This is a genomic window from Nocardia sp. NPDC050710 (assembly GCF_040654375.1).
Classification (GTDB): Bacteria; Actinomycetota; Actinomycetes; order Mycobacteriales; family Mycobacteriaceae; genus Nocardia.
In genome coordinates, this window is sequence record NZ_JBFAHV010000008.1 from 133976 (window position 1) to 158825 (window position 24850).

20 protein-coding genes are annotated in these 24850 nt (G+C 67.7%); 14 read left to right on the forward strand and 6 right to left on the reverse strand.

Annotation, left to right across the window (positions count from 1 at the left end):
* Positions 1-41: 41 nt before the first annotated feature.
* Complete coding sequence (locus AB0H61_RS16850) at positions 42-434, reverse strand: DoxX family protein (RefSeq protein WP_357304846.1); 393 nt, start codon at positions 432-434, stop codon at positions 42-44.
* Between the two features lie 276 nt (positions 435-710).
* Here AB0H61_RS16850 and AB0H61_RS16855 point away from each other — a divergent pair, with 276 nt between their 5' ends.
* Positions 711-1607, forward strand: a complete 897-nt coding sequence (locus AB0H61_RS16855; protein WP_357305213.1) for an RNA polymerase sigma-70 factor — start codon at positions 711-713, stop codon at positions 1605-1607.
* A 93-nt stretch (positions 1608-1700) separates the two neighbouring features.
* On the opposite strand, the gene AB0H61_RS16860 is transcribed toward AB0H61_RS16855, so the two are convergent.
* Positions 1701-2873, reverse strand: a complete 1173-nt coding sequence (locus tag AB0H61_RS16860) for an amino acid deaminase/aldolase (protein WP_357304849.1) — start codon at positions 2871-2873, stop codon at positions 1701-1703.
* A gap of 48 nt (positions 2874-2921) precedes the next feature.
* Positions 2922-3401 carry a TetR family transcriptional regulator gene (locus tag AB0H61_RS16865; protein ID WP_357304852.1) on the reverse strand — a complete coding sequence of 160 codons (480 nt, stop codon included), beginning with the start codon at positions 3399-3401 and terminating at the stop codon, positions 2922-2924.
* A 427-nt stretch (positions 3402-3828) separates the two neighbouring features.
* Between AB0H61_RS16865 and AB0H61_RS16870 the strand changes: the two genes are divergently transcribed.
* Positions 3829-4575 (forward strand): tyrosine-protein phosphatase, encoded by a 747-nt coding sequence (locus tag AB0H61_RS16870; RefSeq protein WP_357304855.1) that lies wholly within the window; start codon positions 3829-3831, stop codon positions 4573-4575.
* Between the two features lie 127 nt (positions 4576-4702).
* On the opposite strand, the gene AB0H61_RS16875 is transcribed toward AB0H61_RS16870, so the two are convergent.
* Both AB0H61_RS16875 and AB0H61_RS16880 read right to left on the reverse strand, forming a co-directional pair.
* On the reverse strand, positions 4703-5965 hold the full coding sequence (locus tag AB0H61_RS16875; RefSeq protein WP_357304858.1) for a long-chain fatty acid--CoA ligase: 1263 nt from the start codon (positions 5963-5965) through the stop codon (positions 4703-4705).
* Between the two features lie 104 nt (positions 5966-6069).
* Positions 6070-6864, reverse strand: a complete 795-nt coding sequence (locus AB0H61_RS16880) for an enoyl-CoA hydratase/isomerase family protein (RefSeq protein WP_357304860.1) — start codon at positions 6862-6864, stop codon at positions 6070-6072.
* Positions 6865-6903: 39 nt separating this feature from the next.
* Between AB0H61_RS16880 and AB0H61_RS16885 the strand changes: the two genes are divergently transcribed.
* From AB0H61_RS16885 to AB0H61_RS16925, 9 genes are all read left to right on the forward strand, one after another.
* Positions 6904-7944, forward strand: coding sequence for a glutathione S-transferase C-terminal domain-containing protein (locus AB0H61_RS16885; protein ID WP_357304863.1), 1041 nt, complete (start codon positions 6904-6906; stop codon positions 7942-7944).
* Between the two features lie 105 nt (positions 7945-8049).
* Positions 8050-8781, forward strand: a complete 732-nt coding sequence (locus AB0H61_RS16890; RefSeq protein ID WP_357304865.1) for a hypothetical protein — start codon at positions 8050-8052, stop codon at positions 8779-8781.
* The gene (locus AB0H61_RS16895) at positions 8778-9770 is read left to right on the forward strand and encodes an ATP-binding cassette domain-containing protein (RefSeq protein ID WP_357304868.1); all 993 of its coding nucleotides are present in this window, start codon (positions 8778-8780) and stop codon (positions 9768-9770) included. The genes AB0H61_RS16890 and AB0H61_RS16895 overlap by 4 nt, the downstream gene beginning before the upstream one ends.
* On the forward strand, positions 9767-10549 hold the full coding sequence (locus AB0H61_RS16900; protein ID WP_357304872.1) for an ABC transporter permease: 783 nt from the start codon (positions 9767-9769) through the stop codon (positions 10547-10549). The genes AB0H61_RS16895 and AB0H61_RS16900 overlap by 4 nt, the downstream gene beginning before the upstream one ends.
* 75 nt (positions 10550-10624) lie before the next feature.
* A complete protein-coding gene (locus AB0H61_RS16905) occupies positions 10625-11035 on the forward strand; it encodes a hypothetical protein (protein ID WP_357304875.1) in 411 nt (136 codons plus the stop codon).
* A 37-nt stretch (positions 11036-11072) separates the two neighbouring features.
* Positions 11073-14747: an ABC transporter ATP-binding protein gene (locus tag AB0H61_RS16910; protein WP_357304878.1), complete on the forward strand. Its 3675-nt coding sequence runs from the start codon at positions 11073-11075 to the stop codon at positions 14745-14747.
* Between the two features lie 208 nt (positions 14748-14955).
* Positions 14956-18735, forward strand: coding sequence for a multifunctional oxoglutarate decarboxylase/oxoglutarate dehydrogenase thiamine pyrophosphate-binding subunit/dihydrolipoyllysine-residue succinyltransferase subunit (locus AB0H61_RS16915; RefSeq protein ID WP_357304880.1), 3780 nt, complete (start codon positions 14956-14958; stop codon positions 18733-18735).
* A 192-nt stretch (positions 18736-18927) separates the two neighbouring features.
* Entirely contained in the window at positions 18928-19479 is a 552-nt protein-coding gene (locus AB0H61_RS16920) for a TerD family protein (protein ID WP_357304883.1), read from the forward strand.
* A gap of 12 nt (positions 19480-19491) precedes the next feature.
* Positions 19492-20424, forward strand: coding sequence for an NAD-dependent epimerase/dehydratase family protein (locus tag AB0H61_RS16925; protein ID WP_357304886.1), 933 nt, complete (start codon positions 19492-19494; stop codon positions 20422-20424).
* Positions 20425-20465: 41 nt separating this feature from the next.
* Here the strand turns inward: AB0H61_RS16925 and AB0H61_RS16930 are convergent, their stop codons facing one another.
* Positions 20466-21098: a TetR/AcrR family transcriptional regulator gene (locus AB0H61_RS16930; protein ID WP_357304888.1), complete on the reverse strand. Its 633-nt coding sequence runs from the start codon at positions 21096-21098 to the stop codon at positions 20466-20468.
* 69 nt (positions 21099-21167) lie between these two features.
* Between AB0H61_RS16930 and AB0H61_RS16935 the strand changes: the two genes are divergently transcribed.
* Genes AB0H61_RS16935 through AB0H61_RS16945 form a run of 3 tightly spaced genes read left to right on the forward strand, consistent with a single transcriptional unit; the run spans position 21168 to position 24740 of the window.
* Positions 21168-22703, forward strand: coding sequence for an NAD(P)/FAD-dependent oxidoreductase (locus AB0H61_RS16935; RefSeq protein ID WP_357304891.1), 1536 nt, complete (start codon positions 21168-21170; stop codon positions 22701-22703).
* A gap of 23 nt (positions 22704-22726) precedes the next feature.
* Entirely contained in the window at positions 22727-23584 is an 858-nt protein-coding gene (locus AB0H61_RS16940; protein ID WP_357305215.1) for an SDR family NAD(P)-dependent oxidoreductase, read from the forward strand.
* Positions 23585-23588: 4 nt separating this feature from the next.
* Positions 23589-24740, forward strand: a complete 1152-nt coding sequence (locus tag AB0H61_RS16945) for an alpha/beta hydrolase (RefSeq protein ID WP_357304892.1) — start codon at positions 23589-23591, stop codon at positions 24738-24740.
* The last annotated feature ends 110 nt before the right edge of the window (positions 24741-24850 follow it).

Sequence of the window (24850 nt, forward strand, 5' to 3'; positions counted from 1 at the left end):
CGGGTTCACCAGCCGCGCGACCGGACGGCGCCTCAGCCGAATCAGACAGTGAAGGATTCGGGGCCGAAGCGGCCCCAGGCCACGTAGGCGGCCATCGCGAGGTAGACCAGATTCAGCGCGACGTATTTGTACTGTTCGTAGCGGGCGTGGGTGATCATCGCGCCGATCATCAGCAGAATCCAGCAGACGGCGGTCACGGGCACCATCACCGGTGCGATGTCGAGCGCGGCGGGCAGGATCAGACCAGCCGCGGCCAGGATCTCGAGGCCCCCGAGAGTCCTGACGAAACCGGCGCTTGCGTGCTCCGTCCATCCCCCACCGGACTTCGCGCCCAATTCGTCCAGCCTGTCCTTGGGCATGAACGCTTTGGTGGCGCCACCGAACAGGGAGAGGGCGGCAAGCAGTCCGGCAACGATCCAGAGGGCGAGGTTCATGAGCTTCTCCTGAGGCGCAGGCGATGGTGTAACTGGTCGGGCATCAGACACCGCCGGCCCTGAGGGTGTGACACCCCACCGGACGTGATGTGCGCCACCGGGACCAGAGGTCGCCTCACCTGTGGAGTGATCTACTTCATGCTCCTGTCACAGCGATCGGTCACGCGGTGTCTGGTGGCCGAACCCTTGTGAATCGAAGGAGACACTGCAGTGAATACACCACCGCGTGAAGGCCATCGGCCACCAGCGCCGCTCGCGGAGGAGAGCGGCCGGGATGTGAGCGACCGTGCCACCGACCCAGCGACCGAGGCATTCCTCACCCATCGCAATCTGTTGTTCACCGTCGCCTACGAGATGCTCGGATCGGCAGCCGACGCCGAAGACGTCCTGCAGGAAACCTGGCTGCGGTGGAACAAGGTCGACCTGGGACAAGTGAGCGACAGGCGCGCCTACCTGGTCCGCATCACGACCCGGCAGTCGCTCAACCGCGTGCGCACCATAAGCCGCCGCAAGGAATCCTATGTCGGCCCGTGGCTGCCCGAGCCGCTGCTCACCGCACCGGATGCGGCCGCTGGCATCGAGCTCGCCGAGAGCATGTCGATTGCGCTGATGCTTGTCCTCGAGACGCTGTCACCGACCGAACGCGCCGTGTTCGTACTGCGCGAGGTATTCGATATCGGCTACGACGAGATCGCCGCCGCCGTCGACAAAACCCCGGCAGCCGTTCGCCAGATCGCGCATCGTGCCCGCCGACACGTCGATGCCCGCCGCCCGCGGTCGGTGGTCTCGGCCGGCGAGACCCGGGCGGCTCTGGAGTCGTTCCGGCACGCCCTCGAATCCGGAGACCCGCAGGCGCTGCTGGATGTGCTCGCACCCGAGGTCGTCCTGGTCAGCGATGGCGGCGGCGTCAAGCGGGCAGCGCTGCGCCCGGTCACCGGCGCCGAGAACGTGGTCCGCTACATCCTCGGCGGCATCGGCAGGACCGACGCCACGATCACCGTCCACCAGATGATGCTGAACGGCAGCCCGGCGCTGGTTTTCCGCTTGGACGACGAGATAGACGGAGTCATGGCGTTCCATGTCGAGAACGACCGCATCAACGGGCTCTACTTCGTCCGCAACCCACAGAAACTGACCCGCATCGAATCCGAGACCCCACTGGCCCTGCGCTGAATAGCGGCGAAGGATCAATCACCCGGCAAGCTCCGCCGAAATAGTGGGTGGCGGAACCGAATCCGCCGACGGTCGGAAACGGCGGGCCGACCGTCAGCCGAAGCAGACGCCCTCACCGCGGTAGGTGGGCACCGTGGTGCGCACGCCGTCGCCGTCGACGAGGTGGATCCGATCGAAGCGCTCGCAGAGCTCGCCCGCCTTGGCGTGCCGGAACCAGACCCGATCGCCGATACGCAGGCCCGCGGCGGCGGCCAGCGGGGTCTGCACCTCGCCCGCGCCCTCGGCGCCGATCAGCTTCACCTCGCTGGGCCACACCGGTTTCGGAACCCGGGAGGGGCCGGCCGGACCGGAGGCGATGTAGCCGCCCGCGAAGACGGTGGCGATGGACGGGGTCGGCTTGCGCAGCACGGGGGTGGCGAAGAACAGAGCCGGGCGCGGGGTGAACGCGCGGTAGTTGTCGAACAGGGTCGGCACGTACAGGCCCGAGCCCGCGGTCACCTCGGTGACATCGGGATCGGTGATACTGACCTCGATCGAGCCCGAACCGCCGCTATTGACGATCTCCAGCTTGCCCGCCACCGAACCGACCGCGTCGAGCACCTGCTTGCGGCGCTTGGTGATCTCGGCCGCCGAGGCCTTCTTCAGCAGCCGGATCGCGATATTGCTATCCGGCAGACCCGCGATCTGCGCTTCGTAGGTCATCACACCGACCACCTCGAAGCCCCGGTCGAGGGCCGAACGGGCAAGTGCCGCAGCTTGATCCGGGGTGCGCACGGGCGAGCGACGGACCCCGAGGTGCAGCGGGCCGACGCGCAGCGACGCGTCGACATCCACACAGATCCGCGGGCGCACCCGATCGGTACCGACCGCGGCGCGAATCAGCGTGAGCTGGTCGACATCGTCGACCATGAGGGTGATGGACCGCAGCAACGTGTCATCGGCGGCGAGTTCGGCGAGCGCGGCGCGATCGGCGGTCGGATAGCCGAGCAGGATGTCGCGGGCGCCGCGGCGGGTCAGCCAGATGGCCTCGCGCAAGGAGTAGGACATGATGCCCGCGAAGCCGCCCTGTTCGGTCAGCTCGGATCCGAGCACCTCTTCGAGGACGGCGCGGCAGCGTACGGATTTGCTCGCCACCCGCAAGGGCACCCCATTGGCCCGGCGCACCAGATCGGCGGCATTGGCCCGCAGCGCGGTCAGGTCGAGGGCGGCCAGCGGCGGATCCAGCTCGGCGGTGGCCGCGTGCAGTCCGGCAATCGGCGATGTCACCAGGACAACTCAACCACCAAACTGGTCAGGCGTCCAGTTTTTGCGTAATCAGACCTCGACGGCCCGGGTGGTCAGACCGCTGACCAGGTCGTCCAGCACGACCAGGGTGGTCTCGTCATTGCAGTCGGCGAGCCAACGCAGGACCGTGCCCTGGAGCACGGACACCACATAGGCGGCGATCGAATCGACCGGCTCCAGCCACTGCGTACCCGATCGAGCGGCACACAGATGCAGGAACGACGCGACCTCGGTATCGATCTCGCGGAATGCCGCGACGCTAGTCGGGTCCGGCACACAATCGGGCTGCTCATCCCAGCGTTCACGGAGCGTCTGCACGGTCGCTTCGTAAGCCCGAACCTGCTTGGTCGGCGCCGCCTTGACCAGTGGCCAGTACGCACTGACCCCGGCATGTAGCAGCACCCGCAGGGCTCGTATCCCGGCGAAATCGAGCGAGGCGGCCGCCTTCTCGACCGCATCGCAGATCGTCGGCCGTAACCGAGCCTCTGCTATCTCTCCACGTGCGCTCAACGACGACTCCCTCGGCGAAAGAACTCGCGCGCATACTTCGGCGCGACTCGCTGAACATTGCGACCACTCCCACGAATCTCCCCAGTGAGATCCTCGGGCTGCCCGGTCCAACGTTCATCAATGGTAGAGGGTTTTCAGGGTTTAAGAACGGGTTCAATGGGTATTTTCAGACTGAAAGAATGTTTTGTTACCCAAACGGAATCGCTTTGCGACCGTCCGTCGCCCCCGGAATCCATGTTCTCGGTGTCGATCTCGTCAACCCTCGGCGCGAGAGACACCGCGAACCACTGTACGGGGAGAGACGACAAGCCCCCATTCGTGTGTGGCAGATCACAGCAATGAACCTCGCAAATCGGTCACCGGGACGTTCACCGTTCGATCCGGGAACGACACCGTCGGTACATCGACGGACCGATAGCCTGGATCGGTGACCCTCCCGCCACCCGCTGATCAGTTCTTCATCCCCGGCACCTTCAACTTCCGTGATACCGGCGGGCTGCGCACCGTCGACGGTGCGAAGGTCCGCCCCGGTGTGCTGCTGCGTTCGGCCCAGCTCAGCGGTCTGACCGCACAGGGCCACGCCACCCTGCGCGAACTCGGCGTCACCGACGTGCACGACCTGCGCGGACTGCGGGAGATCGACCACATCGGCCACGACAACCTGCCCGACGGGATCAGGTTGAACGTCACCCCCTTCGACTCCCGGATGGGCGCGGCGCCGCCGCACAAGGCCCAGACCGAGTCCGCACTGGCCCACATGCTCGAGGTCTACCGGCACTTCCCCGCGCTCCCCGAGGCACACCTTGCGATCGCGGCGCTGGCCGAGTCGGTAGTGCGCGGCGAGGGCGCGGTACTCGTGCACTGCGCCGCGGGTAAGGACAGGACCGGCTGGGCCGTGGCGACCTTGCTGCGGTCGGTGGGCGTCATCGAGGGCGATATCTTGGCCGACTTCATGCTCAGCAATGCGGCGGTCCCCGCGTTGCGCGCCATGATGGCGCCGAAACTCACTGCCGGCGAAGATCTTTCGGAGGATCTGCTGGGAGTCCGGGAGCAGTACATGCAGGTGGCGACGGATGCGGTGAGGGCACTGCACGGTGACTTCGAGACCTATCTGGCCACGATCGGTCTCACACCCGACCTGCGGGCGCGACTGCGCGAGCGGATGCTGGAGTAATCGATTGATGCGACCCGGGTAATCGAACGATGCTGAGCACCAGCCGTATTCGGGCGAGTACCCACCGCATTCGAGCCAGCGCGACCGTATTCGAGCGAGTTCGGCGCTGTTCGAAGGAATCCCGGAACTATCCGGCGCGATCGTGGCGGACCAAACCGTCGGCGTCGATGGTCACCTGATCGCCGGTGTGGAACCAGGAGCCGGTGAAGCGGTCGGCGGTCGCCTCGGGATCATTCCAGTACCGGCGGGTGACATTCGGTCCGCGACAGAGCAGTTCGCCGTGCCCGGCCTCGGCCCCCGGCCCGAACAGCGCCAATTCGGTACCGCCGAAAGGGAATCCGAGAACGCGCGCGTCCGCGTCGGCCGCCGCGTCGTCCACCGCGAGCCCGATCCCACTGGTTTCGGTCGCACCCCAGACCGACCACTGCCTGGCGACCGGGAACATCTCGCGCAGGGTGACGGCCGGATCCGCGGGGCCGGTCGGGGCCGCGGCCCGTTCGGCACGATGCCCCGCACTACTGATCCGGGAGACCCCTTCGGTGCGTAGCCCGTCCGGTCTCAGCGCGGCCAGTTCCGGCAGCAGCCGGGCGAAGATGCGCGGTGTCGCCGAAACCATGTCGACCCGTTCGGCCGCAATACCTTCCGCGAGTCTTCGGGTATCGGGGGCGAGCACGACGGTGCCGCCGACCGCGAAGGTGGGCAGCAGCTGATCGACACAGCCGCTGGCATGGGCGAGCGGAAGAAGCACCAGATTGCGCAGGCCGTCGGTGGGCAGATCCAGCGCCCCGACCACGGAACGGATTGCGGACAGCAGATTTTCGTTGGTCAGCTCGACCCCCTTGGGGGTCGCGTCGGCACACACCGGACTCGACGTCGCGCCACTGGTGTAGCAGAGCAGCGCCAGATCATTCAGTGCCGCACCGTCATCGATGAAGGCGGCCCCGTCCGGCAGCTCGCCGCCCGCCCGCGCATCGAGGACGAAATCCGCACTGCTGTCCACGATCACCCGCTCGGCCACCGCACTGGGCAGCCCGTCGTGCACCAGCACCGGCACGGCGCCGCTGAGCAGGGCGCCGAGAAACGCCTGCACCCAGCGGAGGCCGGCGGGCATATGGATCGCGACCCGGTCGCCATAGCCGATGCCGTGCTCCTGCAATCCGCCCGCGATGCGCGAGGCGGAGTGCCACAGCTCCCGGTAGGTGAGCCGGGGGCCGCCGATCTCCACCACCGCCTCCCGCCCGGAGAAGGCATGCACCTGCAGATCGAGCAGTTCGGTGAGCGCCGGGGTCAGGTTGCCGTAGCGGAGCACACCGTCGGCGCCACGGGCCAGCGGGTTGTCGCACGCAGGCGGACGCATCAGGGGGTATTCGACCAATAACTGCTGCGACATTCGTCCTCCGCGGGTGCCTCGAGCCAGCAGGCACCTGCGACTATATGACGCGGATCACAATTTCGCTGGGATAGCGAACATCCGTGTCCGGTTGGCAACACCGATCACCGCCCGGCGTAGGTCGCCTTTCCCGGTCCGACCTCCAGAAAACTGCGCACGGCGCCGCGCAGATCGTCGGTGTCGAACAACATCCCGGAAACCTGCGGGGTCACCGAATCCGCATGGGCGACACCGCCGGAACGCCAGGCCGCGACGATCTGTTTGGTCGCGGCGTGCGCCCTGGTCGGCCCCTGCGCCAGCCGCCGGGTGAGTTCCCGTGCGGCAGTGTCCACATCGTCGTGCACGGCGTTCACCACGCCCCACTCCGCCATGGTCGCGGCATCGTAGAGATCGCCGGTCATCACGAATTCGCGGGCCCGGCCGGATCCGGCCCGCTCGGCCAGCCGCTGCGGTCCGCCCATCGACGGGGTCAGCCCGACCACCGTCTCCACCAGGCCGAACTTTGCCTTCGGCGCGGCCAGGATGATGTCGCAGGCCAGCGCGATCTCGAAGGCGGCGGTCAGGGTCAGTCCGTGCGCGGCGAAGACCACCGGGCACGGTAGCGCCTCCAGCGGATGGATGATCTGGGCGAACAGCGTGCGCCACAGCTCGGCGCCCTGCTCCACCGACAAACCGTCGAAGACGTGCACGTCGACACCGCCGGAAACCACTTTGCCTTCGGCCCGCAGCAGCAGCGCGCGCGGCGGCCGCGCGGCCAGCTCCGTGATATCGGCGACCAGGGCGTCGAACATCGTCTGGTCGAAGAGGTTCAGCGGCGGATTGGCCAGCGTGAGGATCGCCACCTCCGCGCCGCCCTCGGTGATTTCACGTTCCAGCCGGGTGACCTTCGATTCACTCATGCCGGCCAGCCTAGGACTCGCGTCTGCGAAACTGTCCGAGTGACGAAGTCGGTATCCGAAACCGGTTCCTATGTCGAGGCCGGTGAGTTCAAGCGCGACACGAACTACATCACCACCCGGATCACGGCCGACGGCCACGACGGCTATCCGGTCGAGCCGGGCCGGTACCGATTGGTCGCCGCGCGTGCCTGCCCGTGGGCCAACCGCACCCTCATCGTGCGCAGACTGCTCGGGCTGGAGGATGTGCTCTCGCTCGGGCTCTGCGGGCCCACCCACGACAAGCAGAGCTGGACCTTCGATCTGGATCCGGACGGGGTCGACCCGGTACTCGGCATCCACCGGCTGCGTGACGCATACCTGGCCAGGTTCCCGGATTATCCGCGCGGCATCACGGTGCCCGCCATTGTCGATGTGGCGACCGGACAGGTGGTCACCAACGACTACGCGCAGATGACCCTCGACTTCTCCACCGAATGGAGCGCCTACCACCGGCCCGGCGCACCGCGGCTGTACCCCGAGGCGCTGCGCGCCGAGATCGACGAGGTGAACCTGGCGGTCTTCCGCGATGTCAACAACGGTGTCTACCGCTGTGGCTTCGCGGGTAGCCAGGGCGCCTACGAGGCGGCTCACGATCGGCTCTTCGCCCGGTTGGATGACCTGACCGAGCGGCTGACCGGACAGCGCTACCTGGTCGGCGACACCATCACCGAGGCCGATGTGCGGCTGTTCACCACACTGGTGCGCTTCGACCCCGTCTATCACGGGCACTTCAAATGCAATCGGAGCAAGCTCACCGAAATGCCGGTGCTGTGGGCATACGCCCGCGACCTCTACCAGACCCCCGGATTCGGCGACACCATCGACTTCGGGCAGATCAAGACCCATTACTACGTGGTGCACACCGACATCAATCCGGCCGGAATCGTGCCATCGGGCCCGGATCTGGCCAACTGGCTGACCCCGCACGGCCGTGAGGCGCTGGGCGGCAGACCCTTCGGCGATGGCACCCCGCCCCCGCCCCCGCCGCTGTCGGAACGGGTGCCCGCGATACTCGCGCCTCAGGCGGGTATACCCGCCTGAGGCGGGGAACCGATCGTCCGGCACGGTTCGTTGCCGTGTTGGGCCGACGACGGTTCGGTGCCATAGAGTTCTGCCAGCGACGGCTGAGACTAAGGGGTGTTGCCGATGAGGCATAGCGCGTTCGAGAAGACCGTGGTCGCGCTGCTCGAGAACGGGTCGAAGCTACAGGCGCCCGCCGTGGCCAAATACATCGATCTGATCCGGCGCTCCCACCCCGACGAAACACCGGCGCAGATCATTGCCCGGCTGGAACGGCTGTACCTGCTCGCCGTCACCGGCAGCGGCACGGCGGCGGGCGCGACCGCGGCCATGCCGGGCGTCGGCACCGTCGCCTCACTGGCCACCATCACCGCGGAAACCGTGTTCTTCATGGAGGCCTCGGCGCTGTACACGCTCGCCATCGCCGCGGTGCACGGTATCGCCCCGGAGGCCAAGGAGCAGCGGCGCGCACTGGTGATCGCGGTGGTGCTCGGCGACGCGGGTATGGAGATCGTCGAGAAGTCGGTCGGACATTCGGCGAAGAACTGGGGCACGCTGCTCGCCACCCGCATCCCCGGCCTGTCGAGCATGAACGATTCGCTGATGAAGCGGTTCATCATCCGGTTCCTGACCAAGCGGATGGCGCTGATGGCAGGCAAGGTGATTCCGATGGGCATCGGCGCGGTGATCGGCGGCGTCGGCAACCGGGCGCTGGGCAAGACCACGATCGTCAACGCGCACAAGGCATTCGGGCCCGCACCGGTGACATGGCCCGCAGGTCGGCATCTGATCGTGGAGGCGAATCCGCTCACCGCGATCGACCCGGCCACGCCGCAGCATCCCGCGGGCCCGCGGTGACGTCAGCGCGGCCCGCCTTCGCCGTTCGCGGGTTGAGCAAGTACTACGACCAGGTCTGCGCCGTGCAGGACGTGAGCTTCACCGTCACGTCGGGCACCAGCGTCGCCCTGGTCGGCCCCGCGGGCGCCGGGAAGACCACGGTCCTGCGCATCCTGCTCAGACTGGTGCGACCCACCACCGGCACCGCCGCGGTGGGCAGCCCGGGCGCGGTGGCGGGTATCGGCGGCGGCGCGCCCGTCGGCGGCATGTCGACCCCGCGCGGGCTGCATCCGGCCCGGACGGCGCGCGATCATCTGCTCATTTACGCCGCGGCGGCGCGGGTCCCCGACGAACGCGTCGACGAACTGCTCGAATCGGTGAATCTGCGGGACCACGCCACCACCAAGGCCGGTGCGCTGAGCGCGGGGCAACAGACCCGGCTGGCGCTGGCGACCGCGCTACTCGCCGATCCGCCGCTGCTGATCCTGGACGAGCCGACCGAGGGGCTCGACGGTGCGGAACGCGGTTGGCTACAAGACTTTCTGCGCAGACATACCCGGCGCGGTGGAACCGTCCTGCTGTCGAGCACCTCACTGGCCGCGGTGGTGCCGATGGTCGACAACCTCATCGTGCTGAGTGAGGGCTCGGTGGTCTACCAGGGCACCCCCGCGAAGCTGCGGCGCGGACATCCGGACCGGTTGGTGGTCGCGGCATCCACGCCGGTGGCGCTGGCCACCGTGCTGGCCGCACGCGGATTCACCGACGCGGTGATCCGGTCGGACGGACGGCTGGCGGTGGCGGAGGCGACCGAGTCGCAAATCCACGATGCCGCACGGACCGCGGGGGTGCGGTTGGACAGCGTGACGCCCGATCCGATCCACCCGGATCGGGTGCTGGCGTCGCTGACCAAACCGCGTACACCGCAGTCTGCGTTCGCACCGCCCGGCCCGCATCTGCCCCACGCTGCCGCCACACCGCAGCAGCCGACGCCCTACGGGATTCCACGATGATCACCATCCTGCCCCCGGATCTGGTCCCGGCCGTCACCTCGGAGGTGCGCAAGGTCGGCGCCCTCCGGTCGAATCTGCTGCTGGCCATCGCGCTGGTCGCCATCACGCTGGTGGCGAGTACGGTCACCTCCCTCGTGTCCGGCCCCTCCGACCCGAACTCGAATCCGGCGACCGGAGCCGCCTCCATCGGGCTCTACCTGGGCATCGCGGCGGCGATCCTGGCGGCGGCGGCCTTCGGCGCGGCGGGCGCGGGCGCCGAGTACCGGTATCAATCGATATCCGCGACCGCGTTGTTCACCACCGACCGGGACCGGCTGGTAGCGGCGAAACTACTGGTCACCGCCGGTATCGCACTGGCGACGACATTCGTGGTCGAACTCGTCGGACTCGCCTGCCTGCTCGGATTCGGCGGCGCCGAATCCGAGTTCGGCATGCGCCTGATCACCGTTCTCGGCGGCGGTCTGCTCGCCGCGGTCTGCTGGTCATTGATCGGCACCGGGCTGGCGATACTGCTGCGGCAATCGACGGGAGCGATTGTTCTGCTGCTCGGCTGGCTCCTGATCGCCGAACCCCTGATCTGGATCGTCGCCAACGCACTCGGCCTCGGCGGCCTGGCCACCCTGCTCCCCGGGTCGGCCACCATCGCGACCGTCGCCGTCGGTTCCTTCACCGACAGCGACATCCTGGCCCCGACCCCGGCCGCCGTCGTCGTCCTACTCCTGTGGACCCTCGGCATCACGGGCGCCGGCTGGTGGACCTTGCGCACCCGCGACCTCTGATCCGATACCACCGGCCCCCAGGGCCGGACGGCTCCGCCGCCCACCACGCAACAGCCCGAGCATCTCGGTAACGCTGTGCTCGATCTGGCGGAGCCGGGTATCTACGCCTTCCAGCCGGGTATCGACACCTTCCAGCCGGGTATCGATGCCTTCCAGCCGGGTATCGATGCCTTCCAGCCGGGTATCAACGACCTCGAGCCGGGCATCGACACCTTCAAGTCGGGTATCGACAACTTCGAGCCGGGCATCGACACCTTCGAACCGTTCGTTCACCTCCGCGCGGAATGTGTCGATCTGTTCGTTCACCTCCGCGCGGAAGGTGTCGATCTGTTCGTAGACGTCGTCGACGTCGTGCCGGAGCTGACGGTACTTGCGTGTGAAATCCCCCTGCGTTGTCATGCGGCGACAATAGCCGCGGGTACCGACAGGGCCAAGCGGGTAGCGGGGATCGGCCGGGAACAAACGGGGTGTCGGCGCGCGTCGTAACGTCGATGGGTATGAGCGGGGGCGAGTGGGAGTGACGGTGACGGAGTCGAACGGGCGCGCGCTGCGGCGGACGGGGTGGATACGGCGGCTGTGGGCCGCCGCCTGGGTGTACCGCGGCACGCTCGCGGGTATCGCGGTCGCGGTGCTGGGCGGGGCGGTGGTGGAGATCACGGCGCCGTTGCTGACCAAGCGGGCCGTGGACGCGGCCGGAATCGGCGATACGGCGGTGATCGGGGTGGTCGCGGGTTTGCTCGCGCTGCTCGCGGTCGGACGGTTCGCCGCGTCGCTGGGCAGGCGGGTTCTGGCCGGACGGCTGTCGCTGGATGTGCAACATGCGCTGCGGGTGGATCTACTGGCATCGCTGCAACGCTTGGACGGCGTCGGGCAGGACACCATCCGTACCGGTCAGGTGGTGTCGCGGTCGATCACCGATCTGCAACTGGTGCAGGGGTTACTGGCCATGGTGCCGTGGTCGGGGCTGGCGCTGTTGCAGTTCGTGCTCGCGGCCGCGGTCATGGTCTGGCTGTCGCCGCCGCTCGCGGCGGTGGCATTGCTGGTGGTGCCGGCGATCGCGCTGGTGGTGTATCGGATGCGGCCCCGGCTCTACGCGGCGACCTGGTCGGCTCAGCAGCGGGCCGCCGATCTCGCCCAGCACGTCGAGGAGACCGTGACCGGGGTCCGGGTGGTCAAGGGTTTCGGACAGGAAGCCCGGATGGTCGAGGTACTGGAGCGACACGGTCGCACGCTGTATGCCGAGCGGCTGCGCGCCGCCCGGATCGATGCCCGGTTCGCGCCGGTCGTCGCGGCCATTCCGCAGGCCGGGATGGTGGCGGTGATCGTGGTCGGCGGCCTGCTCGCACTGCACGGCGCCATCGGCATCGGGACCTTCCTCGCCTTCGCCGCCTACGTCGCCACCATGACCGCCTCGGCCCGCACCCTGTCGGCGGTGGTGATCATGGCTCAGCTGACGCGCGCCGCGGCCGAACGCGTCTACCAGGTCATCGACACCGCACCAGTGGTCGCCGACCCACCGGAGCCGATACGGCTGCCGGACGGCCCGCTCGGCATCGATATCCGATCGCTCACCTTCGGATTCGACCCCGATCTACCGGTGCTCCGCGATCTCGACCTGACGGTGCGTCCCGGCGAGACGGTGGCGATCATCGGGCCCGCGGGCTCCGGCAAGTCCACCCTCGCGCTGCTCCTGCCCCGCTTCTACGCGCCCGATGCCGGCAGCATTCGCCTGTTCGGTTCCGAATCCGCCACCGCCGCTTCGACATTCGACATGGACGAGCCTCGGTCGGCGGCGCCTGCCGATCCGCGCCTCGACGCGGTGGATATCGCCGACGTCAGCGCCGCCGAACTCCGATCCGCGGTCGGCGTGGTCTTCGACGACCCGTTCCTGTTCTCCGACACCATCGCCGCCAATATCGCCCTCGGCCGCCCGGACGCCACCGACGCCGAGATTCGCCATGCGGCGAAGCTGGCCGCCGCCGACGACTTCATCGCCGACCTGCCCGACGGCTACGACACGGTCGTCGGGGAACGCGGGCTCACGCTCTCCGGCGGCCAACGCCAGCGGATCGCGCTGGCCAGGACGCTGCTGGCGCGCCCGCGCATTCTGGTGCTCGACGACGCGACCTCCGCGGTGGACGCGGTCACCGAGGCCGCCATCTTCGACACGCTGCCGGACCACGGCGGCCGGACCACCCTGATCCTGGCGCATCGCGAATCCACACTGGCCCAGGCGGACCGGGTGATCCGGCTGCCCGCGCCCGGCGGACCCCTCGTGACCACCACCGCGGCGGCGCCGATCGGTCGCGGGCCGGACGCGGTCGGGGGTCCGGGCAACTGGTCCGGCGTGACGAACGCGCTGAGCGAAACCCCGGAACTGCGCCGCACGATCGAACGGCTGCCGCCCGCGACCGAACAACCGAAGGCCGACGAACACGAACTGCGGCAGCCGGACCCGGGCTTCCGGCTGATCCGGCTGCTGCGGCCGGTCCGCGGGCTTGTCCTCACGGTGGTGGGTCTGCTCGCGTTGGACGCGCTGGTCGGCATCGCCTTCCCGCCGCTGGTCCGCTACGCCATCGACCGCGGTGTGAGCCTCGATGACGCCGGTGTGCTCGGCCGGGCCGCGGTGATCGGTGCGCTGCTGGTCGCGGCCGGTCTGATCGTCGGCGCGGCCACCACTCTGCTGACCGCGCGCACCGGCGAGCGGGTGCTCTACGGCCTGCGGGTACGCAGCTACGCGCATCTGCAGCGGCTCGGACTCGACTACTACGAGCGCGAACTGTCCGGCAAGATCATGACCCGCATGACCACCGACGTGGATGCCCTGTCGACCTTCCTGCAGACCGGCGTCGCGACCACCCTGATCGGCGGACTCACCCTGCTCGGTATCGCGGTGGCATTGCTGGTCATCAACGCCTCGCTGGCCGCGGTGGTGCTGCTTGCGCTGCCGCCACTACTGCTGGCCACCGCGCTGTTCCGGCGGGTCTCCAATTCCGCGTACACGGTGTCGCGGGAACGCGTCTCGGCGGTGAACGCCCATTTCACCGAGAACGTCACCGGCCTGCGCGCCGTCCAGGCCAACCGGCACGAACCGGTCGCCGCCCGGCGTTTCGCCGAATACTCGGTGCGCTACCGGCAGTCCCGGATGCGGGCGCAGTGGGCGATCGCGACATATTTCGCATTCGTCATCGCCTGGGCCGATCTGGCGCTGGCCGCCGTGGTGTTCATCGGGGCGGGCGAGGTCGCCGCGGGGACCACGACCGCGGGCACCCTGATCGCCTTCGTGCTCTATCTGGAGCTGCTGTTCGGGCCGATCCTGCAACTCTCGCAGGTTTTCGACGGGTATCAGCAGGCACGGGTCGGCCTGCGCCGGATCGGTGAGTTGCTGCGCACCCCGTCCTCCCTCGCGGCCGACGGCCCGGGTGCCGTCGCGATCACCGCGGGATTGCGCGGCGAGGTCGGCGTGGACGCGGTCCGCTTCCACTATCCGGGCACCGAGACGGCGGCCCTGGACGGCGTGTCACTGGAGATTCCGGCCGGTTCCACCCTGGCCCTCGTCGGCCCGACCGGCGCGGGCAAGTCGACCATCGTCAAGCTGCTCGCCCGGCTCTACGACCTGCCTGCCGGGGAGGCGGCCGGAGCCATCCTGGTGGACGGCGTCGACATCCGCGATTACCGCCTCACCGACTATCGGTCGCGGCTCGGCATCGTCCCACAGGAAGCTCACCTCTTCACCGGCGACGTCGCCAGCAACATTGCATTCGGACAACCATCCGCAACCCCCGCGGAGATCGCCGCGGCCGCCGACGCGGTCGGGGCGAGCGCGATGATCGCGGCGCTCCCGCTTGGTATGCGCCAGCCGGTCGGCGAACGCGGACGCGGGCTGTCGGCAGGCCAGCGCCAGCTGATCGCGCTGGCGCGGGCCGAACTGGTGCGACCGGATCTGCTGCTGCTCGACGAGGCCACCGCGACGCTCGACCCGGATACAGAGGCATCGGTGCTGGTAGCGAGCAGATCGCTGGCCCGCGGGCGCACCACGGTGGTGGTCGCGCACCGGCTCGGCACGGCCGCGCGGGCGGACCGGATCGCCGTCGTGGAGCACGGCCGGATCGCGGAGATCGGCACCCACACCGAGCTGTTGGCGGCCGGTGGACCGTACGCGCGGCTGTGGGCGGCCGGAGCACCCGCGCTCGGGTGAGAGCGTCGTGTGGGATGGGCGACAGACCGGGAACCGGGAGGAATATTCTCGAGTGCGGACGAGTCTGCACATGTGGAGTTCGGGTCTGTCCGGTGGTGGGTAGCATCACCGATTTGCTGCTGGGCCTATCCTCAATTAGGGCGCATCGGCGCGCATCCGCTGATCCCCGTGCCGGGCACGTCACAAACGTCGCAGCGCGAAGAACGAAATGAGGCGAACACCTGCTGTGAGCAGCTCAACTTCCCAGTTCGGACAGAACCAGTGGCTAGTCGACGAGATGTATCAAAAGTACAAACAGGATCCATCCTCGGTCGACGAAAGTTGGCACGAGTTCCTCGCCGACTACACCCCTGAAGCGACTGGCGACACCAACAGCCAACCCGCCGCGCAAGCAGCTCCCGCGGCCCCGGCTCCGGCTCCGGCCCCCGCGGCTGCCGCTCCCGCCGCGGTCGCGGCCCCCGCACCCGTACCCGCCAAGCCCGCCCCGGCTCCCGCCCCGGCTCCCGCTCCGGCCCCGGCGAAGGCCACCGCGCGCACCCCCCAGACCACACCGGCGCCCACCTCGAACGCGGCGCCCACCTCCGGTGCGCCCAAGCCAGCGGACAAGGCCGCCGACGAGTCCAAGGTGCTACGCGGCGCGGCCGCCGCGGTGGTCAAGAACATGTCCGCCTCGCTGGCCATCCCGACCGCGACGAGCGTGCGCGCCATTCCGGCGAAGCTGATGATCGATAACCGTCTGGTCATCAACAATCACCTGGCCCGCACCCGCGGCGGCAAGATCTCCTTCACTCATCTGCTCGGGTACGCGATCGTGCAGGGGATCAAGAAGTTCCCGAATATGAATCGGCACTTCACCGAGATCGACGGCAAGCCGAACGCGGTCACCCCCGCGCACACCAACCTGGGCCTCGCCATCGACCTGCCGGGCAAGGACGGCAGCCGTTCGCTGGTCGTTGCGGCCATCAAGGGCACCGAGTCGATGACCTTCGGGCAGTTCCACACCGCCTACGAGGACATCGTGCGCCGGGCCCGCGACGGCAAGCTGACCGCCGAGGACTTCTCCGGTGTCACCATCTCGCTGACGAACCCGGGCACCATCGGCACCGTGCATTCGGTGCCGCGCCTGATGAACGGCCAGGGCGCGATCATCGGTGCGGGCGCCATGGAGTACCCGGCCGAATTCCAGGGCATGAGCGATGAGCGCATCGCCGACCTCGGCGTCGGCAAGCTGATGACGCTGACCTCCACCTACGACCACCGCATCATCCAGGGCGCGGAATCCGGTGACTTCCTGCGCACCGTCCACCAGCTGCTGATCTCCGACGAGTTCTACGACGAGATCTTCCACGGCCTCGGCGTGCCGTACGAGCCGGTGCGCTGGCGCAAGGACATTCGCGAACGCGGCGTCGACAAGAGCGCCCGCGTGCTGGAGATGATCGCGGCCTACCGCAACCGCGGCCACCTGATGGCCGACACCGATCCGCTGCGGTTGGTCAAGGACAAGTTCCGCAGCCACCCCGACCTCGACGTCACCCAGCACGGGCTGACCCTGTGGGACCTGGACCGCGAGTTCAATGTCGGCGGCTTCCACGGCCAGGAGCGGATGAAGCTGCGCGACGTGCTGTCGATCCTGCGCGACGCGTACTGCCGCCACATCGGTGTGGAGTACACCCACATCCTGGAAACCGAGCAGCTGCAGTGGATTCAGGAGCGGGTCGAGCAGAAGCACGCCAAACCGACTGTCGCGCAGCAGAAGTACATCCTGAACCGGCTGAATGCGGCGGAGGCCTTCGAAACCTTCCTGCAGACCAAGTACGTCGGCCAGAAGCGCTTCTCGCTGGAGGGCGCCGAGGCCGTCATCCCGATGATGGACGCGACCATCGACCAGTGCGCCGAGCATTCGCTCGACGAGGTCGTGATCGGTATGCCGCACCGCGGTCGCCTGAATGTGCTCGCCAATATCGTCGGCAAGCCGTACTCGAAGATCTTCACCGAGTTCGAGGGCAATATGAACCCGGCCGCTACCCACGGCTCGGGCGATGTGAAGTACCACCTCGGTGCGCGCGGCACCTACCTGCAGATGTTCGGCGACAACGAGATCGAGGTCTCGCTCACCGCCAACCCCTCGCATCTGGAGGCGGTCGACCCGGTGCTCGAGGGTCTGGTGCGCGCCAAGCAGGACCTGCTGGACAAGGGCGACGGGCCGGAGGGGTTCTCCGTCATGCCGCTGATGCTGCACGGTGACGCCGCGTTCGCGGGTCAGGGTGTGGTCGCGGAGACGCTGAACCTGTCGGGTCTGCGCGGTTACCGCGTCGGTGGCACCATCCACATCGTGGTGAACAATCAGATCGGCTTCACCACCGCGCCGGAGAACAGCCGCTCCACCGAATACTCCACCGATATCGCGAAGTTCATCGGCGCGCCGGTCTTCCACGTGAACGGTGACGATCCGGAGGCCTGCGACTGGGTGGCGCGTCTGGCGGTGGACTTCCGCCAGAAGTTCCGCAAGGACGTCGTGATCGACATGATCTGCTACCGGCGTCGCGGCCACAACGAGGGCGACGACCCGTCGATGACCCAGCCGTATATGTACGACGTCATCGACACCAAGCGCTCGGTGCGTAAGGCCTACACCGAGAGCCTGATCGGCCGTGGCGATATCTCGCTGAAAGAGGCCGAGGACGCGCTGCGCGACTACCAGGGCCAGCTGGAGCGGGTATTCAACGAGGTCCGCGAGCTGGAGAAGTACGTCCCGGAGCCGAGTGAATCGGTCGAGGACGACCAGCAGCAGCCCACGACTGTGCAGACGGCCGTGGACAAGACGGTGCTGCAGCGCATCGGCGACGCCTTCCTGGGCGTGCCCGATGGCTTCAACGTGCACCCGCGCGTCAAGCCGGTGCTGGAGAAGCGTCGCGAAATGGCCTATGAGGGCAAGGTCGACTGGGCCTTCGCCGAACTGCTCGCCTTCGGCACGTTGATCGACGAGGGTCGTGCGGTGCGCCTGACCGGTCAGGACTCGCGTCGTGGCACGTTCACCCAGCGCCACTCGGTGATCATCGACCGCAAGACGGCCGAGGAATACACCCCGCTGCACAACATCGGCAGCAAGAACCCGGGCTGGTTCGCGGTACACGATTCGGCACTGAGCGAATATGCCGCGGTCGGCTTCGAATACGGCTACTCGCTGGGCAACCCGGACGCACTGGTGTTGTGGGAGGCGCAGTTCGGTGACTTCGTCAACGGCGCGCAGTCCATCATCGACGAGTTCATCTCCTCCGGTGAGGCCAAATGGGGTCAGCTCTCCGAGGTCGTGCTGCTGCTGCCGCACGGTCACGAGGGTCAGGGCCCGGACCACACCTCCGGTCGCATCGAACGCTTCCTGCAGTTGTGCGCCGAGGGCTCGATGACGGTCGCCGTGCCGTCCACCCCGGCGAACTACTTCCACCTGCTGCGCCGCCACGCACTCGACGGCATCCGCCGCCCGTTGATCGTCTTCACCCCGAAGTCGATGCTGCGCAACAAGGCCGTGGTCTCGGACCTGAAGGACTTCACCGAATCGAAGTTCCGCTCGGTCTTCGACGAGCCCACCTACGAACAGGGCATCGGTGACCGGAGCAAGGTCAAGCGGGTTCTGATGACCAGCGGCAAGCTCTACTACGAGCTGGCCGCCGAGAAGGCGAAGCAGAAGCGCGAGGATATCGCCATCGTGCGGATCGAGCAGCTCTACCCGCTGCCCACCCGCCGCCTCAACGAGGCGCTCGACGGCTACCCGAACGCGACCGATATCGTCTGGGTCCAGGAGGAACCGGCCAACCAAGGCGCATGGCCCTTCTTCGGCCTCAACATTCCGGAAACCCTCCCGGAGCGCTTCCCCAAGCTGCGCCGCATCTCCCGCCGCGCCATGTCGGCCCCGTCCTCGGGTTCGAGCAAGGTGCACGCGGTAGAGCAGGCGGAGATCGTCGCCGAGGCCTTCGAGCCGATCGCGTAATCCGCTAGCCGACCCGAGCGCCGGGCCGAATTCGCTGTCCCCCACGGCGATTCGGCCCGGCGTTCGGCGTTTCGGCGACCGATCCGCCGGTATCCGGATGCGCCCGGCGCGTTTCGGGAGATACGAGCGGCGAAGGACCTAGGGTGGGCGGTGCGATGAGTGTTGTGCCGTGGTCGCACCGAAGAAGGGATCGTGTCGGCAGTGCTGGAAAACGAGGGAGATACCGGTCTCGCATTCGTCACCATGGGGCTCGGCTGGGATCCGGTCGGCGGTCGGTGGCTCGGCGGGGGAAAACCCGATATCGATCTGAATGCGGCGGCGGTGTTGTTCGCGGGTGAGTCGCTCGTGGATGTGGTGTATCACGAACAACTCATGTCCGAGGACGGGTCGGTGCGGCTGCTCGGCGATAGCACCACCGGTGCGGGCGAGGGTGACGACGAAGTGATCACCGTCGACCTGACGCGGCTGACACCGACGGTGACCGCCGTGATCTTCATCGTCACCTCCTATTCCGGCCAGCCCTTCGAGCAGATCGGAAATGCGTTCTGCCGCTTGGTGGACGGCATGAACGGCATCGAATTCGCCCGCTACGAACTGGATGGCGGCCACGGCGCCACCGGATTCGTGATGGGCACATTGACCCGGTCGCCGCGCGGGCTGTGGCAGTACCGGCCGATCGCCGAAACGATGCAGGCGAAACATCCGGTGGAGGCGGTGCCGCAACTTGCGCCCTATCTCGTCTGAGGATTCCGGCGCGTGCGGGTCCTGGTAACGGGGGCCAACGGCTACCTCGGCAGTGTGGTGGCGCGCGAATTGCGTACGGCCGGACACGATGTCGTCGGGCTGGTGCACCGCCACCGCTCGCGGATCCCGACGGATATGCCGACCCGCACCGCGGACCTGCGTGACCCCGGCGCACTCACGGCGGCGCTCGACGGCATGGACGCGGTATGTCATCTCGCCGGACTCACCCGCGCCCGCGAGTCCCTCGACGAACCGGAACGCTACTTCGCGGTCAACCACGCCGGGACGGCCGCTCTGCTGCACGCCATGGCCGCGGCCGATAGCCGCGCACTGGTCTTCGCCTCCACCGCCGCGATCTATGGGACGCCGGACCGGCAACCCATGTCCGAAGATCTCCCCGATCACCCACCCCATCCGTACGCGGCGAGCAAACTGGCGGCCGAACTGGCGATCGCGGCGGCGACGGCGCGCGGCACCCTGTCCGCTATCGTCCTGCGGCTGTTCAATATCGTCGGCGGCGACGACACCGATGAAACCCGCATCATGTCGCGCCTGCTCGCGGTCGCCGCGGGCGAACAACTTCATCTGACGGTGCCCGGCGACGGCACATCCGTACGCGACTACCTGCACCTCACCGATGCCGCGCGAGCTTTCACCGCCGCCCTGGCCCGGATGCCGGGGCCGGGCGCCTGCCGTCGGTACAACATCGGCACCGGTGTCGGCATCAGTGTCAACGAGTTGGTCACTACCGCGACCCGAATCACCGGCCGCCCCATCCCCGTGGAGTACCACCCGGCGATCGCCGAACCACCGCGCCTGGTCAGCGACAGCCGCCGCGCACGAGACGAACTCGACTGGGCACCGGCGGCTTCCGATATCGACACCGTCCTCCGTGTGGCCTGGGCTGCTCGGGCCCCTTCCGGGTACGCCCCCGGCTGCCCGTGACCTGACGCCGAATCGCGGCGCTCCGGCGCTGTTCGGTCGTATCAGCGACGCAGTACGGCGGCCAGCGCGGGATTCAAGGCCAGCGCCAGCGCCACCATCGACTCGACCAGCAATTCGACCAGTTGTGCGCGGGTGATCGTTTCGTGGCGCAACCAGCTGAGGGTTGTTTCCTCGACGAAGGCGATCCAGCCGCGCATAGCCAGCAGCAGGCGGGGCCGGTCAGGGTCGTCGATGGGAATGGGGACCTCGGTGAGGATGATGCCGATGATGGCGTCGCGGGTCTGGTCGACCAGCGGCACCACATCGGGGCTCGCGCTGGCGGGGCCGCGCAGCAGCGAGAGGTAGGAGGTGCGGTTCTCGCTGACGTAGTCGATATAGCGATCGATGGAGTCGCGCAACATCTCGAACATGCCGAGGGTGCGGTCGGGGGTGACGCGCTCCAGGAGTTCGGCGTTGGCGTGCCGGACGATGGCGAGCTGGAAATCCTGCTTGGTCGGGAAGTAGTGGAACAGCAGGCCGCGGGAGATGCCCGCCTGGGTGGCGATCTCGCTGACGGAGATGTCCTCGATGGCGCGGTCACCGAGCATTTTGGCGCCAAGGGTGATCAGCTGCAGGCGGCGCTCGTCCGGGCTGAGCCGTACCCGCTTGGTCGCTCCCGAGCTCTTGCTACTCACCGCACCATCCTACTGAACATGATTCAATAGCTGTTGACTCGTGCTCAATAAAACCGTACTCTCGTTTACATGAGTCGCAAGGTTACAGACAAAGCTGTCGGCAACCGGCCCACCCGCCACGCCAAGACGATCATCATCGGCAGTGGGTTCGCGGGTCTGGGGCTGGCCATCCGGCTCAGCCAGCAGGGTCGCAACGACTACCTCGTCCTCGAGCGCGGTAGCGATGTCGGCGGTACCTGGCGTGACAACACCTACCCCGGCGCCGCGTGCGACGTGCCCTCGCACCTGTACTCGTACTCCTTCGCGCTCAACCCGGACTGGTCCCGCTCCTTCTCCAAGCAGGGCGAAATCCAGAACTACATCCAGGGCGTCGCCCAGCGCTACACCGTGCTCGACAAGCACATCTTCGACTGCGATGTGACCGGCGTCCGCTGGAACAACGACGCCGCACGGTGGGAAATCACCTCCACCAAGGGCGATTTCACCGCCGACACGGTGGTCTCCGCGGTCGGCGCGCTCTGCGAGCCCTCACTCCCGGATATCAAGGGCATCAACGGCTTCGAAGGCGACATCTTCCATTCGGCGCGCTGGAACCATGACACGGACCTGACCGGCAAGCGGGTCGCCGTCATCGGTACCGGCGCCTCGGCCATCCAGATCGTGCCCGCGATCGCACCGAAGGTCGCGCGCCTGGACGTCTACCAGCGCACCGCGCCCTGGCTGCTGCCGCGCATGGACCGGCCCTACACGCTGCCGGAACGCCTGGCCTTCAAGCACATTCCCGGCTTCCAGCGGCTCTCACGCGCCGCCATCTACGCCGCGCGCGAGACCCAGGTGGTCGGCCTGGCCAAATTCCCCGCACTCATGCAGGGTTTCGAAATATTGGCGAAGGCCAAGCTGCAGTGGGAGATTCGCGATCCGGAGCTGCGCAGGAAGGTCACCCCGGACTTCCGGATCGGCTGCAAGCGCATGCTGATCTCCAACGAGTACTACCCCGCGCTGAGTCGCCCCCATGTCGACGTGGTCACCGACGGCATCACCGAGGTGCGCGCCAACTCCATCGTCACCAAGGACGGCACCGAGCGCGAAATCGACGCGCTGATCGTGGCCACCGGCTTCCACGTCACCGATTCGCCGACCTACGACACCATCACCGGCAAGGACGGCCGGACGCTGAGCGAGGTCTTCGACGAGATCGGCCAGCAGGGGTACAAGGGTTCGACGATCGCCAACTTCCCCAATATGTTCTTCCTGCTCGGCCCGAATGTCGGCCTCGGCCACACCTCGATGGTGTACATGATCGAATCGCAGATCAACTACATCGCCGACGCGCTGGCCACCGTGGATCGGATGGGGTTGCGCACCGTCGAGGTGCGCCGCGAGGTCCAGGATACGTACAACAGGGATCTGCAGGCCAAGCTGGTCAAGAGCGTGTGGAGCACCGGCGGCTGCGCCAGCTGGTATCTGGACAAGCACGGTAACAACACCACGCTCTGGCCCGACTTCACCTTCCAATTCCGTAGGTTGACAAAGACATTCGACGTGGCGGCGTATGAGACGACGACCGCGTCCCGTAGTGATGTGAAAGTGGTGGCAGCACAGTGAATGCGGCATCGCGCAGCGATTCGATGAGGGGCGGCGGCCGGGAAACGGGTGGGCGCCATGACGCTTACTTCAAGGGCAAGGTCTGTGTGATCACGGGTGCGGGTTCCGGCATCGGCCGGGCCCTGGCCGAGAACCTGGCCAGGCGCGGCGCCAAACTGGCGCTCTCCGATATCGACACCGAAGGCCTCGCCGAAACCGTGCGCCGCTGCGAGCAACTGGGCGCCGAGGTGAAGTCGGATCGGCTGAATGTCGCCGAGCGCGAAGCGGTTCTGCTCTACGCCGACGCGGTGAAAGCCCACTTCGGTGTGGTGCACCAGATCTACAACAACGCGGGTATCGCCTACCACGGCAACGTGATCAAGTCCGAATTCAAGGACATCGAACGGATCATGGACGTCGACTTCTGGGGCGTCGTGAACGGCACCAAGGCCTTCCTGCCGATGCTCATGGAGTCCGGCGCCGGCCATGTCGTCAATGTCTCCAGCCTCTTCGGCCTGATCGCGATTCCGGGCCAAAGTGCCTACAACGCGGCCAAATTCGCGGTGCGCGGCTTCACCGAGTCGCTGCGCCAGGAGATGCTGCTCGGCAAGCATCCGGTCAAGGTCACCTGCGTGCATCCGGGCGGCATCAAGACCGCCGTCGCCCGCAACGCCACCTACGCCGAGGGCATCGACGGCAAGTCCGCCGCCTCGATGTTCGATGCGAAGCTGGCCATGCACACCCCGGAGATGGCCGCGCAGACCATTACCGAGGGTGTGCGCAAGGGGCACGGTCGCGTGCTGATCGGCTGGGAGGCCAAGCTGCTCGACGCCTTCGTGCGCATCACCGCGTCGGGCTACCAGCGCATCGCCGCCGTGGTGCAGCGGCCGTACCAGCCCTGATCCCATGCGCGATATCGATATTCCGCTTCCCATCGCGCGAACGCTGCTGAATCCGCTGTTCCGCGTCATCCTGAACGACCGGCTGCCCTGGCGGGTGCAGCGCATGCTGATGGATATCGGCTCCCGCGCCCAGCTGGTGCCCGGCGACACCGTCGTGCATCGGCTGCGGCTGGCCGGCCGGCCCGCGGAACGGATCGCCGCCCGGCGCGGACCCGCTGTGTCCGATCAGCGGCATTCGCGGGTCCCTGCGTGGTCACGCTCCGCTACCTCCTCCGGGCCCGTCGCTCACACCGCGGTGTCCGATCAGCGGCATTCGCGGGTCCCTGCGTGGTCACGCTCCGCTACCTCCTCCGGGCCCGCCACTCACACCGCGGTGTCCGATCAGCGGCATTCGCGGGTCCCTGCGTGGTCACACTCCGCTACCTCCTCCGGGCCCGCCACTCACACCGCGGTGGGCGCCGTGCTGTATCTACACGGCGGCGGCTACGCGGTCGGCTCGATGACCACGCACCGCTCGCTCGCGGCCCGGCTGGCGCACGAAACCGGCTGCGCGGTCTATCTGCTCGATTACCGGCTGGCCCCGGAGCACCCGTTCCCGGCCGCGCTCGACGATGCCGAAACCGCATTCCTCGAGTTGGTCCGCGAGGCGGGCTATCGCCCGGACCAGATCGCGATCGCCGGCGATTCGGCGGGTGGCGGGCTGTCGCTGGCCACCGCGCAGCGGCTGATCGGCCGGCACGGGATGACCCCGGCCGCACTCGGCCTGATCGCGCCGTGGACCGATCCGAATCAGATCCCGGACCGGGATCGCGACCTGGTCATCAACAAGTCGTGGTCGCGCTCCTGCGCCGCCGCCTACCTGGGCGGCGCGGACGGCAACGATCCCGGCTACGCGCCGCTGCGCGGCGAACTGCGCGGTCTGCCGCCCACCTATGTGCAGGTGGACGTCAGCGAACTGCTGCACGCGCAATGCGTTGAGCTGGTCGCGGGGCTGCGCGGCGCGGGCGTGCATGTGCGGTTCACCGAGAGCCACGGGCTATGGCACGTCGCGCAACTCCAGGCGTCGCTGGTCGGGCCCGCGGCCGCCGCGGTGCGCGAACTCGCCGATTTCCTTCGCGAAGCGGCGCAGCCGGTCTCGGTGCGGGACCTAGGATAAGGACGAACCCATCTCAACGGGCCGACAGCACCTAACAGGACACGGTTTCGGACAGATTTCCGGCGGTCGATATGACGACCCCCCAAGAGGTGTCGTAGATTACTAGCGAG

Excerpts from the sequence above, each read along its gene's own strand:
- AB0H61_RS16850 (WP_357304846.1), bottom strand. The coding sequence starts at position 434 with ATGAACCTCGCCCTCTGGATCGTTGCCGGACTGCTTGCCGCCCTCTCC.
- AB0H61_RS16875 (WP_357304858.1), bottom strand. The coding sequence starts at position 5,965 with ATGTCGCAGCAGTTATTGGTCGAATACCCCCTGATGCGTCCGCCTGCG.
- AB0H61_RS16880 (WP_357304860.1), bottom strand. The coding sequence starts at position 6,864 with ATGAGTGAATCGAAGGTCACCCGGCTGGAACGTGAAATCACCGAGGGC.
- AB0H61_RS16890 (WP_357304865.1), top strand. The coding sequence starts at position 8,050 with ATGAGGCATAGCGCGTTCGAGAAGACCGTGGTCGCGCTGCTCGAGAAC.
- AB0H61_RS16900 (WP_357304872.1), top strand. The coding sequence starts at position 9,767 with ATGATCACCATCCTGCCCCCGGATCTGGTCCCGGCCGTCACCTCGGAG.
- AB0H61_RS16915 (WP_357304880.1), top strand. The coding sequence starts at position 14,956 with ATGAGGCGAACACCTGCTGTGAGCAGCTCAACTTCCCAGTTCGGACAG.
- AB0H61_RS16935 (WP_357304891.1), top strand. The coding sequence starts at position 21,168 with ATGAGTCGCAAGGTTACAGACAAAGCTGTCGGCAACCGGCCCACCCGC.
- AB0H61_RS16940 (WP_357305215.1), top strand. The coding sequence starts at position 22,727 with ATGAGGGGCGGCGGCCGGGAAACGGGTGGGCGCCATGACGCTTACTTC.
- AB0H61_RS16945 (WP_357304892.1), top strand. The coding sequence starts at position 23,589 with ATGCGCGATATCGATATTCCGCTTCCCATCGCGCGAACGCTGCTGAAT.